The organism is Roseovarius carneus, from assembly GCF_020141465.1.
Classification (GTDB): domain Bacteria; phylum Pseudomonadota; class Alphaproteobacteria; order Rhodobacterales; family Rhodobacteraceae; genus Roseovarius; species Roseovarius carneus.
Genome location: NZ_JAHSPD010000001.1, coordinates 209,155 through 227,248, shown reverse-complemented (window position 1 = coordinate 227,248; position 18,094 = coordinate 209,155). Strand labels below are relative to the sequence as shown.

At 58.9% G+C, this 18,094-nt stretch carries 13 protein-coding genes; 11 read left to right on the top strand and 2 right to left on the bottom strand.

Annotation, left to right across the window (positions count from 1 at the left end):
• Positions 1-263 precede the first annotated feature (263 nt).
• From rplJ to KUD11_RS01125, 6 genes are all read left to right on the top strand, one after another.
• Positions 264-782 (top strand): 50S ribosomal protein L10, encoded by a 519-nt coding sequence (gene rplJ / locus KUD11_RS01150; RefSeq protein ID WP_109387340.1) that lies wholly within the window; start codon positions 264-266, stop codon positions 780-782.
• Between the two features lie 72 nt (positions 783-854).
• A complete protein-coding gene (gene rplL / locus KUD11_RS01145) occupies positions 855-1,235 on the top strand; it encodes a 50S ribosomal protein L7/L12 (RefSeq protein WP_109387342.1) in 381 nt (126 codons plus the stop codon).
• Positions 1,236-1,532: 297 nt separating this feature from the next.
• Positions 1,533-5,669, top strand: a complete 4,137-nt coding sequence (rpoB, locus tag KUD11_RS01140) for a DNA-directed RNA polymerase subunit beta (protein WP_109387344.1) — start codon at positions 1,533-1,535, stop codon at positions 5,667-5,669.
• An 88-nt stretch (positions 5,670-5,757) separates the two neighbouring features.
• Positions 5,758-10,005 (top strand): DNA-directed RNA polymerase subunit beta', encoded by a 4,248-nt coding sequence (gene rpoC / locus KUD11_RS01135; protein WP_109387346.1) that lies wholly within the window; start codon positions 5,758-5,760, stop codon positions 10,003-10,005.
• Positions 10,006-10,160: 155 nt separating this feature from the next.
• Positions 10,161-10,481, top strand: a complete 321-nt coding sequence (locus KUD11_RS01130; RefSeq protein ID WP_219930181.1) for a DUF1801 domain-containing protein — start codon at positions 10,161-10,163, stop codon at positions 10,479-10,481.
• 104 nt (positions 10,482-10,585) lie between these two features.
• On the top strand, positions 10,586-11,488 hold the full coding sequence (locus tag KUD11_RS01125; protein WP_109387350.1) for a DMT family transporter: 903 nt from the start codon (positions 10,586-10,588) through the stop codon (positions 11,486-11,488).
• On the opposite strand, the gene KUD11_RS01120 is transcribed toward KUD11_RS01125, so the two are convergent.
• Complete coding sequence (locus KUD11_RS01120) at positions 11,421-12,245, bottom strand: putative rhamnosyl transferase (RefSeq protein WP_109387352.1); 825 nt, start codon at positions 12,243-12,245, stop codon at positions 11,421-11,423. The genes KUD11_RS01125 and KUD11_RS01120 overlap by 68 nt on opposite strands.
• Positions 12,246-12,263: 18 nt before the next feature.
• Entirely contained in the window at positions 12,264-13,085 is an 822-nt protein-coding gene (locus KUD11_RS01115; protein ID WP_109387354.1) for a putative rhamnosyl transferase, read from the bottom strand.
• 340 nt (positions 13,086-13,425) lie between these two features.
• Here KUD11_RS01115 and rpsL point away from each other — a divergent pair, with 340 nt between their 5' ends.
• The 5 genes from rpsL to rpsJ all read left to right on the top strand — a co-directional run bounded on the left by rpsL (position 13,426) and on the right by rpsJ (position 18,087).
• Positions 13,426-13,797, top strand: coding sequence for a 30S ribosomal protein S12 (gene rpsL / locus KUD11_RS01110; RefSeq protein WP_109387356.1), 372 nt, complete (start codon positions 13,426-13,428; stop codon positions 13,795-13,797).
• Positions 13,798-13,809: 12 nt separating this feature from the next.
• Positions 13,810-14,280 carry a 30S ribosomal protein S7 gene (rpsG, locus tag KUD11_RS01105; protein WP_109387358.1) on the top strand — a complete coding sequence of 157 codons (471 nt, stop codon included), beginning with the start codon at positions 13,810-13,812 and terminating at the stop codon, positions 14,278-14,280.
• Positions 14,281-14,307: 27 nt separating this feature from the next.
• Positions 14,308-16,431, top strand: a complete 2,124-nt coding sequence (gene fusA / locus KUD11_RS01100) for an elongation factor G (RefSeq protein ID WP_109387360.1) — start codon at positions 14,308-14,310, stop codon at positions 16,429-16,431.
• A gap of 91 nt (positions 16,432-16,522) precedes the next feature.
• Positions 16,523-17,698, top strand: coding sequence for an elongation factor Tu (gene tuf, locus KUD11_RS01095; RefSeq protein ID WP_109387362.1), 1,176 nt, complete (start codon positions 16,523-16,525; stop codon positions 17,696-17,698).
• 80 nt (positions 17,699-17,778) lie between these two features.
• The gene (gene rpsJ, locus KUD11_RS01090; protein ID WP_109387364.1) at positions 17,779-18,087 is read left to right on the top strand and encodes a 30S ribosomal protein S10; all 309 of its coding nucleotides are present in this window, start codon (positions 17,779-17,781) and stop codon (positions 18,085-18,087) included.
• Positions 18,088-18,094: the final 7 nt, after the last annotated feature.

Below are 18,094 nucleotides of genomic sequence, written 5' to 3'. Positions count from 1 at the left end.
GGCTTGGCATCGCGGGATAAACCCTCTAGAGGCTACGCAGCGCAGGTGGTATGAGATTCGTCTCATGCCTCTTTCGCGTTTCGTCCAAGACGGTGGGTGGGTGCAAACCCTTAATTCCCTGCCCGAGGCGGGAGTTGACGAGATCAGCCGGAGCGCATGCTTTGGATGCTTTGATATAGCCCCGTTTACAGGACTAAAAGCCGGGCACCTTGCCCGGTGTCATCGAGCTGGGGGAATTCTCCCCCGAAATTTGGAGTGAAACTGTGGATAGAGCCCAGAAAGAGAAATTGGTCGACGAACTCGGCCAAATCTTCGAAAGCTCTGGCGTCGTAGTGGTTGCCCACTATGCCGGGATTACAGTTGCGGAAATGCAGGATCTTCGGGCGCGCGCACGTGCGGCCGATGCCTCGGTTCGTGTTGCCAAAAACAGGCTCGCTAAGATTGCTCTTGAGGGCAAGCCATGTGCAAGCATCGCTGAATACCTCACGGGCATGACCGTTCTGACCTATTCTGAAGACCCTGTGGCAGCCGCCAAAGTGTCCGAGGATTTCGCCAAGGTTAACAAAAAATATGAGATCCTTGGCGGGGCAATGGGTGAGAGCGCTCTGGACCGGGCTGGTGTCGAAGCTGTGTCGAAAATGCCTTCGCGCGAGGAGCTTATTGCTTCCATCGTGGGTTGTCTCGGCGCACCTGCTTCGAACATTGCCGGTGCAATTGGCGCACCTGCTTCGAACATCGCGAGCATCCTTTCGACCATCGAAGAGAAGGCCGAAGCGGCATAACGCATCTGACATTCCGGCGGGGGCGTGAGCCTTCGTCGTTGGAACCCATCTTAAAACGGAAAGCATGATAAAATGGCTGATCTGAAAAAACTGGCAGAAGAGATCGTCGGTCTGACGCTTCTCGAAGCACAAGAACTGAAAACCATCCTCAAAGACGAGTATGGCATCGAGCCCGCCGCAGGCGGCGCTGTGATGATGGCGGGCCCTGCGGGCGACGGCGGCGGCGACGCTGGCGAAGAGCAGAGCGAATTCGACGTTATCCTGAAATCGGCAGGCGCCTCCAAGATCAACGTGATCAAGGAAGTCCGCGCGATCACTGGTCTGGGCCTCAAAGAAGCCAAGGACCTGGTCGAAGCCGGTGGCAAAGCCGTCAAGGAGCAAGTCTCCAAGGACGAAGCCGAAGACCTGAAGGGCAAGCTGGAAGCAGCTGGCGCCGAAGTCGAAATCAAGTAAGAGCGGTGCGATCTGCGCGTTTTCCATCCTTTGGAAAACAGCCCGGTGTTTGTAAAAGCGCCGGACGCACTATGTAAACGCAGGCTGGGGACGGGTCATCCGCCCCCAGCCGAACCTGTCTCAGAGAGGCCCTGCACGATTTGCGGGCCGGGTTTCTCTCAGGCGAGGTTCCGGATCGGGAGGCTTCTGGTGGGACAGAGGCCATGAATTGACCCGGAACCCGCTGTCTCAAATGGCCGCGCGGCTGGTGCCCAACAGTGCGTGCGACCGGTGAGAAATTGAAAGGTGTTTATACACATGGCTCAGACCTACCTTGGCCAAAAGCGTTTGCGTAAGTACTTCGGAAAAATCCGCGAAGTCCTCGAAATGCCGAACCTTATCGAGGTTCAGAAATCCTCCTATGACCTCTTTCTGAACTCGGGCGATAGCCCTGTTCCGTTGGATGGTGAAGGCATCAAAGGTGTCTTCCAGTCGGTGTTCCCGATCTCGGATTTCAACGAGACGAGCGTGATCGAATTCGTCAGCTATGAGCTGGAGAAGCCGAAATACGACGTTGAAGAGTGCATGCAGCGCGACATGACCTATGCCGCACCGCTGAAGGTCACCTTGCGTCTGATCGTGTTCGATATCGACGAGGATACTGGTGCCAAGTCAGTCAAGGACATCAAGGAGCAGGACGTCTTCATGGGCGATATGCCCCTTATGACGCCCAACGGCACCTTTGTTGTCAACGGCACTGAGCGTGTGATCGTGTCTCAGATGCACCGCTCTCCCGGCGTGTTCTTTGACCATGACAAGGGCAAGACCCACTCCTCGGGCAAGCTTCTCTTTGCCTGCCGCATTATTCCCTATCGCGGCAGCTGGCTCGACTTTGAATTTGACGCGAAGGACATCGTGTTTGCGCGCATCGACCGCCGCCGCAAACTGCCCGTGACAACGCTTCTCTATTCGCTTGGCCTCGACCAAGAGGACATCATGAATGCGTATTACGACACGGTTGATTTCAAGCTGAAGAAGAACAAGGGCTGGGTCACCAAGTTCTTCCCCGAACGTGCCCGTGGCACGCGCCCCACCTATGATCTGGTGGATGCGAAAACCGGCGAAGTGATCGCTGAGTCGGGCAAGAAAGTCACGCCTCGCGCGGTCAAGAAACTGATCGACGAAGGCAACGTGACCGAGCTGCTCGTCCCATACGAGCATATCTTGGGCAAGTTCGTCGCGCGCGACATCATCAACGAAGAGACCGGCGCGATTTATGTCGAGGCGGGTGATGAGCTGACGCTTGAATATGACAAGGCGGGCGAAGTGACCGGCGGCTCCCTGAAAGAGCTTCTGGACGCAGGAATCACCACGATCCCGGTGCTCGACATCGACAATATCAATGTCGGCCCCTACATGCGCAACACGATGGCGGCGGACAAGAACATGAACCGCTCCACCGCGCTCATGGATATCTACCGCGTGATGCGCCCCGGCGAGCCGCCCACGGAAGAGGCCGCGTCAAACCTCTTTGATACGCTTTTCTTTGACAGCGAACGCTATGACCTGAGCGCCGTGGGCCGTGTGAAGATGAACATGCGTCTGGCGCTTGAGAAGCCTGACACGCAGCGCACGCTGGACCGCGATGATATCGTGGCCTGCATCAAGGCGCTGGTTGAGCTGCGCGATGGCAAGGGCGATATCGACGATATCGACCACCTCGGAAACCGCCGCGTTCGCTCGGTTGGGGAATTGATGGAGAACCAGTATCGTGTGGGCCTCCTGCGGATGGAGCGCGCGATCAAGGAGCGTATGTCGAGTGTCGAGATCGACACCGTTATGCCTCAGGATCTGATCAATGCGAAACCAGCCGCCGCCGCCGTGCGTGAGTTCTTTGGCTCAAGCCAGCTGTCGCAGTTCATGGACCAGACCAACCCGCTCTCGGAAGTGACGCATAAGCGCCGCCTCTCCGCGCTTGGGCCAGGGGGTCTGACACGCGAGCGTGCGGGCTTTGAGGTGCGCGATGTGCACCCAACCCACTACGGTCGCATGTGCCCGATTGAAACGCCCGAGGGGCCGAATATTGGTCTTATCAACTCGCTCGCGACATTCGCGCGGGTGAACAAATATGGCTTCATCGAGACGCCCTATCGCAAGGTTGTGGACCGCAAGGTCACGGACGAAGTGCAATACATGTCTGCGACTGAGGAAATGCGCCACACGGTTGCTCAGGCCAACGCAAAGCTTGACGCAGATGGCCGGTTTGAGAACGATCTGGTCAGCACGCGCCAGTCGGGTGATTACATGCTCGCGCCCAGCGATGCTGTGGACCTGATCGACGTCAGCCCCAAGCAGCTGGTCTCGGTTGCGGCCTCTCTCATCCCGTTCCTTGAGAATGACGATGCGAACCGCGCCTTGATGGGCTCGAACATGATGCGTCAGGCTCTGCCGCTCTTGCAGGCCGAAGCGCCGCTGGTCGGGACGGGCATCGAGGGCGTTGTGGCCCGTGATTCCGGTGCAGCGATCATGGCGAAACGCGCAGGCATCATCGACCAAGTCGATGCTCAGCGTATCGTTGTGCGCGCCACGGAAGACATGGAGCCGGGTGATCCCGGCGTCGATATCTACCGCTTGCGCAAGTTCCAACGCTCCAACCAGAACAGCTGTATCAACCAGCGTCCTTTGGTGAAGGTGGGCGATACCGTGGGCAAGGGCGAGGTCATCGCCGATGGTCCCGCGACCGACATGGGCGAGCTGGCCGTTGGCCGGAACGTGGTCGTCGCGTTCATGCCGTGGAACGGATACAACTTTGAGGATTCGATCCTCATTTCCGAGCGTATGTCGCGCGATGATGTGTTCACCTCCGTGCATATCGAGGAATTCGAAGTGGCCGCCCGCGACACCAAGCTTGGCCCAGAAGAGATCACCCGCGATATCCCCAATGTCGGCGAGGAAGCCCTGCGCAACCTCGACGAGGCGGGCATCGTCTATATCGGCGCGGACGTGGAGCCGGGCGATATTCTGGTCGGCAAGATCACACCGAAGGGCGAAAGCCCAATGACGCCGGAGGAGAAACTTCTCCGTGCGATCTTTGGTGAGAAAGCCTCGGATGTGCGCGACACGTCGCTGCGCGTGAAGCCCGGTGACTTCGGCACTGTGGTCGAAGTGCGCGTCTTTAACCGCCACGGCGTGGAAAAAGACGAACGCGCGCTTCAGATCGAGCGTGAAGAGGTTGAGCGTCTGGCCCGCGACCGTGACGATGAGATGGCCATTCTGGACCGCAACATCTACGCGCGTCTCGGCACGATGATCCTCGGCAAAACTGCCGTCAAAGGCCCCAAAGGTGTCAAATCCAACTCCGAGATCACCGAAGAGCTGCTTGGCACGCTGACCAAGGGTCAGTGGTGGCAGCTTGCGCTGAAGGAAGAGGCGGACGCGCAGATCATGGAAGCCCTCAACGCGCAGTATGAGGCGCAGAAACGCGCTTTGGACGCACGGTTCGAGGATAAGGTCGAGAAGGTTCGCCGCGGCGATGATCTGCCCCCCGGCGTGATGAAGATGGTCAAAGTGTTCATCGCGGTGAAGCGTAAGCTTCAGCCCGGTGACAAGATGGCCGGTCGTCACGGCAACAAGGGTGTGATTTCCAAAGTGGTGCCGATGGAGGACATGCCGTTCCTCGCGGATGGCACGCCGGTTGATTTCTGCCTCAACCCTCTGGGCGTTCCCAGCCGGATGAACGTGGGTCAGATCCTTGAGACCCATATGGGTTGGGCCGCGCGCAGCTTTGGCATCAAGATTGACGAAGCGCTTCAGGACTATCGCCGCTCCGGCGATCTGACCCCTGTGCGCGAGGCGATGCGTCTGGCTTATGGTGATGATGTCTACGAAGAAGGCATTGAAGGCATGGGCGAGGATCAACTGGTCGAGGCCGCAGGCAATGTCACGACCGGTGTGCCGATTGCCACGCCGGTCTTTGATGGTGCCAAAGAGGCGGATGTGAACGATGCGCTGAGCCGCGCGGGTTTTGACACTTCGGGTCAGTCGATCCTGTTTGACGGTCGCACGGGCGAGCAGTTTGCGCGTCCTGTGACCGTCGGGGTGAAGTATCTGCTCAAGCTGCATCACCTTGTCGATGACAAGATCCACGCACGCTCCACTGGGCCTTACAGCCTCGTCACGCAGCAGCCTCTGGGTGGTAAAGCCCAGTTTGGCGGCCAGCGCTTCGGGGAGATGGAGGTCTGGGCTCTGGAAGCCTACGGCGCCGCCTACACGTTGCAAGAAATGCTGACTGTGAAGTCGGATGACGTGGCAGGCCGTACCAAGGTGTATGAAAGCATCGTCAAAGGCGAGGACAGCTTCGATGCCGGCGTGCCGGAATCGTTCAACGTGCTGGTCAAGGAGGTCCGCGGATTGGGCCTCAATATGGAACTCTTGGACTCGGAGGGGGAGGAATAGGGGAATTCACCGAATTTCCCGGGGCCCTGATCCGAGAGCGGGTTTGGGCCCCTCCCTCAACGTATCGCCTTAACCGAAAGGTCACCAGATGAACCAAGAACTGACAAACAACCCGTTCAACCCTGTCGCGACAGCACAGACGTTTGACGAAATCAAAGTGTCGCTGGCATCGCCCGAGCGGATCCTGAGCTGGTCCTACGGCGAGATCAAAAAGCCCGAGACCATCAACTATCGCACGTTCAAGCCCGAGCGCGATGGCCTCTTTTGTGCGCGTATCTTTGGCCCGATCAAAGATTATGAATGCCTGTGCGGTAAATATAAGCGGATGAAGTATCGCGGCGTTGTCTGCGAGAAATGCGGCGTGGAAGTCACGCTCCAAAAGGTCCGCCGCGAGCGGATGGGCCACATTGAGCTGGCAGCACCCTGTGCGCATATCTGGTTCCTGAAATCCCTGCCATCGCGTATCGGTCTAATGCTCGACATGACGCTGCGCGATCTGGAGCGGGTGCTCTATTTCGAGAACTATGTGGTGATTGAGCCGGGTCTGACGGACCTCACCTATGGTCAGATGCTGACCGAGGAAGAGTTCATGGACGCGCAGGACGCCTATGGCACCGATGCGTTTACCGCCAATATCGGCGCGGAAGCCATCCGCGACATGCTCGCCCAGATTGATCTGGAGAACGAGGCCGATAACCTGCGCGCCGATCTGGCCGTTGCGACGGGCGAATTGAAGCCCAAGAAAATCATCAAGCGTCTGAAAGTGGTCGAGAGCTTCCTCGAATCCGGCAACCGTCCTGAGTGGATGGTGATGACGGTTATTCCGGTCATCCCGCCCGAGCTGCGCCCGCTGGTGCCGCTCGATGGGGGCCGTTTTGCCACGTCCGACCTCAACGATCTGTATCGTCGGGTGATCAACCGTAACAACCGTCTCAAGCGCCTGATCGAGCTGCGCGCGCCCGATATCATCGTGCGCAACGAGAAGCGGATGTTGCAGGAATCCGTCGATGCGCTGTTTGACAATGGCCGTCGTGGCCGCGTGATCACGGGTGCCAACAAACGCCCACTGAAATCCCTGTCGGATATGCTCAAGGGCAAGCAAGGTCGCTTCCGCCAGAACCTTTTGGGCAAGCGGGTCGACTTCTCAGGTCGCTCGGTCATTGTGACTGGCCCGGAACTTAAGCTGCACCAGTGCGGCCTGCCGAAGAAGATGGCGCTGGAGTTGTTCAAGCCGTTCATCTACTCGCGTCTGGAGGCCAAGGGGCTGTCTTCGACGGTCAAACAAGCCAAGAAGCTGGTGGAAAAAGAGCGGCCCGAAGTGTGGGATATCCTCGATGAGGTGATCCGCGAGCATCCCGTGATGCTGAACCGCGCCCCCACGCTGCACCGTCTCGGCATTCAGGCGTTCGAGCCCATCTTGATCGAAGGTAAGGCGATCCAGCTTCACCCGCTGGTCTGCTCGGCCTTCAACGCTGACTTTGATGGCGATCAGATGGCTGTTCACGTGCCGCTGTCGCTGGAAGCACAGCTTGAAGCGCGCGTGCTGATGATGTCCACGAACAACGTCCTCAGCCCCGCCAACGGCGCGCCGATTATTGTGCCGTCGCAGGATATGATCTTGGGTCTCTACTATGCCTCGCTTGAGCGTAAAGGCATGAAGGGCGAAGGCATGGCGTTTTCGTCCATCGATGAGGTCCAGCATGCGCTGGACGCGGGCGAGGTGCATCTGCACGCGTCCATCACAGCCCGCGTGCCGCAGATTGATGCCGAAGGTAATGAGGTGATGGTGCGGTTTGAGACCACACCGGGCCGCGTGCGTCTGGGCAGCCTTCTGCCGCAGAACGCCAAGGCCCCGTTCAGCCTTGTGAACCGTCTTCTGCGCAAGAAAGAAGTGCAGCAGGTCATCGACACTGTCTACCGCTATTGCGGCCAAAAAGAGAGTGTCATCTTCTGCGATCACATCATGACGATGGGCTTCCGCGAGGCCTTCAAGGCCGGGATTTCCTTCGGCAAGGATGACATGGTGGTGCCCGATAACAAATGGGGCATCGTCGGGGAGACCCGCGATCAAGTCAAAGGCTTCGAGCAGCAATATATGGACGGCCTGATCACTCAGGGTGAGAAATATAACAAAGTTGTCGATGCCTGGTCCAAGTGTAACGACGAAGTCACCACGGCGATGATGGATACGATTTCGGCCTCCAAGCATGATGATGCGGGCGTCGAAATGGAGCCAAACTCGGTCTACATGATGGCCCACTCCGGTGCGCGTGGCTCGGTTACGCAGATGAAGCAGCTGGGCGGGATGCGTGGCCTGATGGCCAAGCCGAATGGCGACATCATCGAGACGCCGATCATCTCGAACTTCAAGGAAGGTCTGACCGTTCTTGAATACTTCAACTCGACCCACGGCGCCCGGAAGGGTCTGTCGGATACTGCTCTGAAAACGGCAAACTCAGGCTACCTGACCCGCCGTCTGGTGGACGTGGCACAAGACTGCATCGTGCGCGAGCATGATTGCGGGACCGAGCGTGCGATCACCGCAGAGGCGGCCGTCAATGATGGTGAAGTTGTCTCCTCGCTGGCCGAGCGGGTTCTGGGCCGGGTGACGGCCGAGGACCTGATCAAGCCGGGCACCGATGAGGTGATCGTGGCCAAGGGTCAGCTGATTGACGAGCTGATGGCAGACGCGATTGAGGAGGCGGGCATCCAGACTGCGCGCATCCGCTCACCGCTGACCTGTGAGGCCGAAGATGGTGTTTGCGCCATGTGTTACGGGCGTGATCTTGCGCGCGGCACCATGGTCAACAGCGGCGAGGCGGTGGGTATCATCGCGGCGCAATCCATTGGTGAGCCGGGTACACAGCTGACGATGCGGACGTTCCACATCGGCGGCGTTGCTCAAGGTGGTCAGCAATCCTTCCTTGAGGCGAGCCAATCCGGCAAGATTGCCTTCGAGGGCGACCAAACGCTGGAGAATTCCGCGGGCGAGACGCTGGTAATGGGCCGGAACATGAAGCTCTTGATCATGGGCGAAGGCGATGTCGAACTGGCCAGCCACAAGCTGGGCTACGGCACCAAGCTGCATGTCAAAGTGGGCGACAAGGTTGCGCGCGGAGACAAGCTCTTTGAATGGGACCCCTACACGCTTCCCATTATCGCAGAGCGTGACGGGATGGCGAAATTCGTCGACCTCGTGACCGGCGTTGCCGTGCGCGACGAGACGGATGATGCCACAGGCATGACCCAGAAGATCGTGATGGATTGGCGCGCGGCCCCCAAGGGCAACGAGCTGAAGCCTGAGATCATCATCGTGGGCAGCGATGGCGAGCCTGTGCGCAACGATGCAGGCAACCCGGTGACCTATCCGATGTCGGTGGATGCGGTTCTGAGCATCGAAGAGGGTGATGACGTCAAGGCGGGCGACGTGGTGGCACGTATTCCGCGCGAGGGCGCCAAGACCAAGGACATCACCGGCGGTCTGCCGCGTGTGGCCGAACTCTTTGAGGCACGTCGCCCCAAGGATCATGCAATCATTGCCGAAATCGATGGCTATGTCCGCTATGGCCGTGACTATAAGAACAAGCGTCGGATTTCGATTGAACCAGCAGATGAGACGCTGGAGACGGTCGAATACATGGTGCCCAAGGGCAAGCACATTCCGGTGCAGGAAGGAGACTTCGTGCAGAAGGGCGATTATATCATGGACGGCAACCCTGCGCCGCATGATATTCTCGCCATCATGGGTGTGGAGGCTCTGGCCGATTACATGATCGACGAGGTTCAGGACGTCTACCGTCTCCAAGGTGTGAAGATTAACGACAAACACATCGAAGTTATCGTGCGCCAGATGCTCCAGAAGTGGGAAATTCAGGACAGCGGTGAGACAACCCTTCTGAAGGGTGAGCATGTGGACAAGGCCGAGTTTGATGCGGCCAACGCCAAAGCGCTCTCCAAGGGCGTGCGTCCTGCTCAGGGGGAGCCGATCCTTTTGGGGATCACCAAGGCGAGCTTGCAGACACGGTCGTTCATCTCGGCGGCGTCCTTCCAGGAAACCACGCGGGTTCTGACCGAAGCCTCGGTGCAGGGCAAGCGTGACAAGCTGGTTGGCCTCAAGGAAAACGTCATCGTGGGCCGCCTTATCCCGGCGGGTACGGGCGGGGCGACGCAGGATATGCGTAAGATCGCAGCGGGCCGCGACAACGTGGTCATTGAGGCGCGCCGTGTGGAGGCCGAAGCGGCCGCCGCTCTGGCCGCTCCGGTGATTGATGAGGATGCGGCCCCGGCCGATCCGTTCAACACTCCGGTAGAGACGCCCGAGAGCCGCGACGAGTAAAGCTCTGACGGTAAATTTGGAGAAAGGCCCCGGCGTCGACCGGGGCCTTTTTTCGTGTGAGGGCGGCTCTGGTTCATCTCGAAGGTGCCGCGTGATATGGTGACCGCCATGGCGCCGCCGCGAGGATGGCGCAGCCCAGCAGAGGAGCACCGGATATGTTGAACGGCCCACTGGACGACATCGTGCTGGCGGTGAAAGACATCATCGCGGGGATGGAGACGGACCTGCGCTATGTGCCCAAATATGGCGGTGAGGTTCTGGCGCTTGACCCTAAAGACGACAGCAAATTTGTCGGTGGGATTTTTATCTACAAGGACCATGTCTCGCTGGAGTTCTCGAACGGGGCATCCTTTGAGGACCCAAAAGGGCAGCTTGAAGGCAAGGGTAAATTCCGCCGCCACCTCAAGTTTGCAGCCGTAAGGGACGTTCAGGACAAAGACGTGCGCCGGTTTCTTGAGCAGGCGTTCGCTGGCTAAGCCTTTGCGTTTGCGCCGCCTCCGGCGGGGGTATCTAGCCCAAGAAAAAATGGGGCGCTGGATTAGCGCTGGACGCGGGCGCACGGGCTGGGGTTAATGCCCGAATGGCACGCTCGGACAATCTCACAGCTGCGATCTTCATGATGGTCTCGATGGCCGCATTCACCATTAATGATACGTTCATGAAGATGCTGGCAGGCGACATGCCGTTCAATCAGCTTTTGTTTTTGCGTGGGCTGTTCACATCAATTGCCGTGGGCGGAATCGCTTGGTGGATGGGGGCGTTTCGCTTCGCACTTGGTGGGCGGGATGCGCGGATCATTGCGCTGCGCACCCTTGCTGAGCTTGGCGCGACCTATTGTTTTTTGACTGCCCTCTTCAACATGCCTTTGGCCAATGTAACGGCGATTTTGCAGGCATTGCCGCTCACCTTGACGCTGGCGGCGGCGCTTTTTCTGCGCGATCCGGTGGGGTGGCGGCGGATGGTGGCGGTCCTTGTGGGGTTTGCGGGGGTGATGCTGATCGTGCGACCGGGGCCGGAAGGGTTCAACCCATATGCGCTTTACGGGCTGGGGGCTGTGTGTTGCGTCACGCTGCGCGATCTGGCCACGCGGGGTCTTAGCCGGGAGGTGCCGTCGATGCTGGTCACATTTGTGACCGCGATGGTGTTGATGGTGGTCTTCGGGTTGGCCAGTCTGGGTACGCCGTGGGAGCCATTGGCCGCGCGCGAAACAGGGCTCATCGTGGCGGCTTCGGGGTTTGTGATCGTGGGCTATCTCTTTTCGGTGATGGTGATGCGGGTAGGCGAGATCAGCTTTTCCGCGCCGTTTCGCTATACTGCCATCCTTTGGGCGTTGCTTCTGGGATGGCTGGCCTTTGGCGAGTGGCCGGATCCGCTAACCCTTCTGGGGGCAGGGATTGTGGTGGGGTGTGGGCTCTTTACCCTTTACCGCGAGGCGCGTCTAGGGCGGCGAATAGCGCTTTCACGGCGTCCTCCTCGACGTTGAAGCGGTGTTTGAAGACGCGCCGCTGATCGTCATTCATGGGCGCGAGACCTTTTGGCACGAACTTGGCCGCGCTGTCGTTATCTGTATGTTTGGCGCGGATATACATCGGCGGGCGCGGGGTCACGAGGGCGGGCATTTCGTGGTGTAGCTTGTGGTGGCCGTAATTCATGATCGTGCGTCTGTCCCCGGCGGCAAAATAGACCGCGAGGCCGCAGGCCCAGAAGGCGCTGATCACCTCCTCGCACAAAATGCCGTCTTTGGTCAGCGTGGCGGAGTAGCCAGTGTTGAATTCGATCACCATGCGCGGCTCGCGGCGGCGCAGACGCTCGGACCGCCGCGCAATGAGGCGGATCTGTTGGATGAAATCCACCCCCACCGCATCATCATCATCGAGCCGGAATTGCAGTGATTCTGGCGCGGGGTCTCCCAGCTCGGCCTGAATGGCCAGTTGCAGGGCGAGGCGGTGTTTCATCGGTTCCCATTCGACGATTTTGATCTGTGGGATGGGGGCGCAGATATCATGGAGACGGTCCAGAAACGGCTTGGGCATATTTTGCCCGATGATCACCAGAAAGGTGAAGTCGGGGTCCGTTTGTGCGGCGATGGAGGGCAGGGTCAGCGCTTCAAAATGCGCAAAGCGCAAGGCCATGCGGGCAGGCGCGTAAAGATAGGCCTCACGCTCCGCCACCGTGTCGTGCATCCGTTTGAACCCGCCAAGTGCTGGGTAGGAGAAGCGGCAGATGCCGATGACGCGCATGGGGGGGCTCCTTCGGGGTTAACGGTAAAGCGCGCGGATGGCATCTGCGCTGATGTTGAAATGCTGCATGAAATGGGCCTGGCCCTCTACATCAAGGGGGGGCAGGCGGACGGGCTTCACACCGTCTTTCTGGCGGCTGTCGTTGAAGTCGTTATGGCCGCGAATGAACATATCGGGGTCCGGCAGGGTCACAACGGGCATCACGCGGCCAAGTTTTGCGTGGCTGAAATTCATGATCCCGCGCGAGGCACCGGGCGCCACGGCCATGCCGAGGCCCGGGGTCCAAAGGGTCTCGACCGTGGGTTTTGCGCGGATGCCCTTCGGGGTGATCCGTGCGATATGGCCTTGGTTGAAATCAAGGCCCACATAACGGTTTTGCGCGAGAAACGGGCGCAGTGAGGTGGCGTGATGGCGCAGCCGTTCGACAAAGCGGACGGAAACGGCATCGTCATCATCCATCCGAAACTGGAGCGAGGGCAGGGGAGAGGTATCATCGCGCACATGGTTGATCGCCTCGCGCATCACTTGGCGGTGGCGGCCCGGCGCGCGGGGGATAATCACCGCCTGCGGCATGTCCTCCACCAGGTCAAACAGGCGTTCCAGCAGTGGCTCGGGCATCGTGTCACCCACGACGATGGCGAGGGTGAAGTCCGGGTCGGTCTGTGCGCGTAAAGGGGGCAATGTGAGGCCCGCGAAGGTGGTAAAGCGTTCTTCCATTCGCACTGGGTCGTAAAGGAAGGCCGCGCGCGCCTCGGGGCTTTCGTGCTCGATCTGAAAGCCGCCCAAGGCGGGGTAGGAGAATCGCACGAGGCCGATCACCTGCATCTTGCCGTCTGACATTGCCGATCAGGCCTCGCTTGCCATGTGTTTTGCGCTCGGGCTACCATGGCAGCGTGGGGCCGCCGAGACAAGCGGGCAGGGCCTGTTGACAAGCATTCCGACTCCCCATATACGCGCCCCATCACGGCATGGGGGCCAAGCCTTTATCGCCGATATCAGAACTGAAGTGGTCAAGATCCGGGACGCTAAATCCCCGATCCTCTGGAAGCCCGCCGCATCCGCCCCGATTGAGGGGGCTGTTGCGGCCCTTGGTGTATTGCGGACGCGTAATGCATATTTGATTAACCCGCATGGGACGCCCCATGCAGACACATGTGTTGAGAGACGGGGAATAACCGGAATGCCAACGATCCAGCAGCTGATCCGCAAACCGCGGCAGCCAAAAGTAAGAGCCCAAAAGTCGCAGCACCTTCAGGGCTGCCCACAAAAACGTGGCGTTTGCACGCGCGTTTATACCACCACACCGAAGAAGCCGAACTCCGCCATGCGGAAGGTTGCCAAAGTGCGCCTGACCAATGGTTTCGAAGTGATCAGCTATATCGGCGGTGAGAGCCACAACCTGCAAGAACACTCGGTTGTTCTGATCCGCGGGGGCCGTGTTAAGGATCTTCCCGGTGTGCGCTACCACATTCTGCGCGGCGTTCTGGATACCCAAGGCGTCAAAGATCGCAAACAGCGTCGTTCGAAATACGGCGCGAAGCGTCCGAAGTAAGAGGAATAAGATATGTCCCGCCGTCACGCCGCTGAAAAGCGCGAAGTTCTGCCCGACGCCAAATATGGCGACCGTGTGCTGACCAAATTCATGAACAACCTGATGATCGACGGCAAGAAATCCGCCGCCGAGCGCATCGTCTACAACGCGCTTGGCCGTGTTGAGGACAAAGCGAAGCGTGCGCCTATCGAGGTCTTCCACGAGGCGCTCGACCTGATCAAGCCGTCCGTTGAGGTGCGCTCGCGCCGTGTCGGTGGTGCGACTTACCAGGTGCCCGTCGAAGTGCGCCCAGAGCGCCGCGAAGCTCTGGCGATCCGCTGGCTCATCAACGCGAGCCGCTCGCGCAATGAGAACACGATGGAAGAGCGCCTCGCAGGCGAGCTTCTTGACGCCGTGAACAGCCGCGGCAGTGCCGTGAAAAAGCGCGAAGACACACATAAGATGGCAGAGGCTAACAAAGCCTTCAGCCATTACCGTTGGTAAAACCGATTATCTGAGGAAAGCAGCCCCATGGCACGCGATTATCCGCTCGAACGCTACCGCAACTTCGGCATCATGGCCCATATCGACGCAGGCAAGACCACCTGCTCGGAACGGATTCTGTTCTACACCGGCAAATCCCACAACATTGGTGAGGTGCATGATGGCGCCGCGACGATGGACTGGATGGAGCAGGAGCAGGAGCGCGGGATCACCATCACGTCCGCCGCAACCACCACGTTCTGGCAGCGTCAGGAAGAGCCTACAACAGAGGGCACATCCGACACCAAATTCCGGATGAACATCATCGACACGCCCGGCCACGTTGACTTCACGATTGAGGTTGAGCGGTCTTTGGCGGTTCTCGATGGAGCGGTTGCCGTGCTGGACGCCAATGCGGGCGTTGAGCCGCAGACTGAAACCGTTTGGCGTCAGGCCGACCGGTATAAAGTCCCGCGGATCGTGTTCGTCAACAAGATGGACAAGATCGGTGCAGATTTCTTTAACTGCGTGAAGATGATCAAAGACCGTACTGGTGCGATCCCTTGCCCGATCCAGATTCCGATCGGGTCCGAGACCGAGCTTGAGGGCATGGTCGATCTGATCACAATGGAAGAGTGGGTCTGGGCCGGTGAAGACCTCGGCGCGAGCTGGGAAAAGCGCCCGATCCGCGACAGCCTGAAAGATCTGGCTGACGAGTGGCGCGCCAATATGATCGAAGTTGCCGTCGAAATGGACGATGACGCGATGGAGGCCTACCTTGAAGGCAAAGAGCCCGACGAGGAAACCCTACGCAGCCTGATCCGCAAGGGTACGCTGGCGATTGCGTTCATTCCCGTGCTGTGTGGCTCCGCGTTCAAGAACAAAGGCGTGCAGCCCTTGCTGAACGCTGTGGTCGATTTCCTGCCCAGCCCGATGGATGTGGTCGATTACATGGGCTTTAGCCCCGATGATGAGACCGAAGAGCGTAACATCCCGCGCCGCGCGGATGATGACATGCCGTTCTCGGGTCTTGCGTTCAAAATCATGAACGATCCATTTGTGGGGTCGCTGACCTTTACCCGTATCTATTCGGGCAAGATCAAGAAGGGCGATACCGTCCAGAACACCACCAAGGGCAAGAAAGAGCGCATCGGTCGTATGATGATGATGCACTCGATCAACCGCGAAGAGATCGAAGAGGCTTGGGCCGGCGATATTATCGCTTTGGCGGGTCTGAAAGACACGACCACAGGCGACACGCTCAGCGACGTGAAGGACCAGGTTGTTCTGGAAACGATGACCTTCCCCGATCCCGTGATCGAGATCGCGGTCGAGCCCAAAACCAAGGGCGACCAAGAGAAAATGTCGACAGGCCTTGCGCGTCTGGCGGCAGAAGATCCGTCGTTCCGCGTGGAAACCGACCAGGAATCCGGTCAGACGATCATGAAGGGCATGGGCGAGCTTCACCTCGACATTCTCGTCGACCGTCTGCGCCGCGAGTTCAAAGTGGACGCAAATATCGGCGCGCCGCAGGTGGCATATCGTGAGACAATCGGCCACGAGGTCGAGCACACCTATACCCACAAGAAACAATCGGGTGGGTCTGGCCAGTTCGCCGAGGTGAAGATGATCATCTCGCCAACAGAAGCTGGTGAAGGGTTCTCCTTCGAGAGCCGTATCGTTGGTGGTTCGGTGCCGAAGGAATACATCCCCGGCGTCGAGAAGGGCATCCGCTCGGTCATGGACTCCGGTCCTTTGGCGGGTTTCCCGGTTATTGATTTCAAGGTCGCGCTGATTGACGGCAAGTTCCACGACGTGGACAGCTCGGTCATGGCGTTTGAGATTGCTGGCCGCATGGGAATGCGCGAAGGTCTGAAAAAGGCCGGTGCGAAGCTGCTTGAGCCGATCATGAAAGTCGAAGTGATCACGCCGGAAGACTATACTGGCGGTATTATCGGCGATCTGACGTCGCGCCGTGGTCAGGTCTCTGGTCAGGAGCCGCGTGGCAATGCCATCGCGATCAACTGTAACGTGCCGCTGGCCAATATGTTCGGCTATATCAACACGTTGCGCTCAATGTCTTCGGGGCGTGCCCAGTTCACGATGCAATTCTCGCATTATGATCCGGTGCCGTCGAATATTTCCGACGAAATCCAAGCGAAATACGCCTAATCCGGGTGGCGGGGGAAACCCCGCCCTACCCACCACCGTAGGGTGGGGCAGACGCCCCATCGCCCAAAGTTAAAATAGAGGAGCCCCGATCATGGGAAAAGAAAAGTTTGACCGCAGCAAACCGCACGTGAACATCGGCACGATTGGCCATGTTGACCACGGCAAAACAACACTGACAGCGGCGATCACCAAGTATTTTGGTGATTTCAAAGCGTATGACCAGATCGACGGCGCGCCCGAAGAAAAAGCCCGAGGGATTACCATTTCGACCGCTCACGTCGAGTATGAGACCGAAGCGCGTCACTACGCTCACGTCGATTGCCCCGGCCACGCTGACTATGTGAAAAACATGATCACAGGTGCGGCACAGATGGACGGCGCGATCCTGGTTGTGAACGCCGCCGACGGCCCGATGCCCCAAACGCGCGAGCACATCCTGCTCGGTCGTCAGGTGGGTATCCCCTACATGGTCGTCTACATGAACAAAGTTGACCAAGTGGACGATGAAGAGCTGCTGGAACTGGTCGAGATGGAAATTCGTGAGCTTCTGAGCTCCTACGAGTATCCTGGCGACGACATTCCTGTCATTCCTGGCTCGGCTCTGGCCGCCATGGAAGGCCGCGATGAGGCGATCGGCGAAGAGTCCATCAAAAAGCTGATGGCCGCCGTGGACGAGTATATCCCGACGCCAGCGCGCGCCGTGGATCAGCCCTTCCTGATGCCCGTCGAGGACGTGTTCTCGATCTCTGGCCGTGGTACTGTTGTGACTGGCCGCATCGAGCGCGGTGTTGTCAACGTGGGCGACGAGCTGGAAATCGTGGGTATCCGCGACACCAAGAAAACGACCTGCACGGGCGTGGAAATGTTCCGCAAGCTGCTGGATCGTGGTGAGGCGGGCGACAACGTCGGCGTCCTTCTGCGCGGTATCGACCGTGAAGGTGTTGAGCGTGGCCAGGTGCTTTGTAAGCCCAAGTCCGTGAACCCCCACACCAAGTTCGAGGCAGAAGCTTATATTCTGACCAAGGATGAGGGTGGCCGTCACACGCCGTTCTTCGCCAACTACCGTCCCCAGTTTTACTTCCGCACCACGGACGTGACCGGCACCGTTAACCTGCCCGAGGGCACGGAAATGGTCATGCCCGGTGACAACCTGAAGTTCGAAGTCGAGCTGATCGCGCCGATCGCGATGGAAGATGGCCTGCGCTTCGCCATTCGTGAAGGCGGCCGCACCGTTGGTGCGGGCGTCGTCTCGAAGATCCTGGCGTAACACTACCCAAAGGGTTCGATGAGGGAGGCCGGGTGGTCCGGCCTCCCTCCTATCAACTCCAAGCCGCGAAAGGCTAAAACATGCAAAGCCAAAATATTCGCATCCGGCTGAAGGCGTTCGATTACCGCGTTCTCGATGCGAGCACGCAGGAAATCGTCAACACCGCCAAACGCACAGGTGCCGACGTGCGCGGGCCCATCCCGCTGCCGAACAAGATCGAAAAATTCACTGTCCTGCGCAGCCCGCACGTGAACAAGAAATCCCGCGATCAATGGGAAATTCGCACGCACAAACGCCTGCTGGATATCGTTGATCCCACACCGCAGACCGTGGACGCGCTTATGAAGCTCGACCTGGCTGCTGGTGTTGACGTTCAAATCTCGGTTTAAGGAGGGC

Excerpts from the sequence above, each read along its gene's own strand:
- KUD11_RS01125 (WP_109387350.1), top strand. The coding sequence starts at position 10,586 with ATGGCACGCTCGGACAATCTCACAGCTGCGATCTTCATGATGGTCTCG.
- tuf (WP_109387362.1), top strand. The coding sequence starts at position 16,523 with ATGGGAAAAGAAAAGTTTGACCGCAGCAAACCGCACGTGAACATCGGC.
- rpsG (WP_109387358.1), top strand. The coding sequence starts at position 13,810 with ATGTCCCGCCGTCACGCCGCTGAAAAGCGCGAAGTTCTGCCCGACGCC.
- KUD11_RS01120 (WP_109387352.1), bottom strand. The coding sequence starts at position 12,245 with ATGCGCGTCATCGGCATCTGCCGCTTCTCCTACCCAGCACTTGGCGGG.
- rplL (WP_109387342.1), top strand. The coding sequence starts at position 855 with ATGGCTGATCTGAAAAAACTGGCAGAAGAGATCGTCGGTCTGACGCTT.
- fusA (WP_109387360.1), top strand. The coding sequence starts at position 14,308 with ATGGCACGCGATTATCCGCTCGAACGCTACCGCAACTTCGGCATCATG.
- KUD11_RS01130 (WP_219930181.1), top strand. The coding sequence starts at position 10,161 with ATGTTGAACGGCCCACTGGACGACATCGTGCTGGCGGTGAAAGACATC.
- KUD11_RS01115 (WP_109387354.1), bottom strand. The coding sequence starts at position 13,085 with ATGTCAGACGGCAAGATGCAGGTGATCGGCCTCGTGCGATTCTCCTAC.
- rpoC (WP_109387346.1), top strand. The coding sequence starts at position 5,758 with ATGAACCAAGAACTGACAAACAACCCGTTCAACCCTGTCGCGACAGCA.
- rpsL (WP_109387356.1), top strand. The coding sequence starts at position 13,426 with ATGCCAACGATCCAGCAGCTGATCCGCAAACCGCGGCAGCCAAAAGTA.
- rpsJ (WP_109387364.1), top strand. The coding sequence starts at position 17,779 with ATGCAAAGCCAAAATATTCGCATCCGGCTGAAGGCGTTCGATTACCGC.
- rpoB (WP_109387344.1), top strand. The coding sequence starts at position 1,533 with ATGGCTCAGACCTACCTTGGCCAAAAGCGTTTGCGTAAGTACTTCGGA.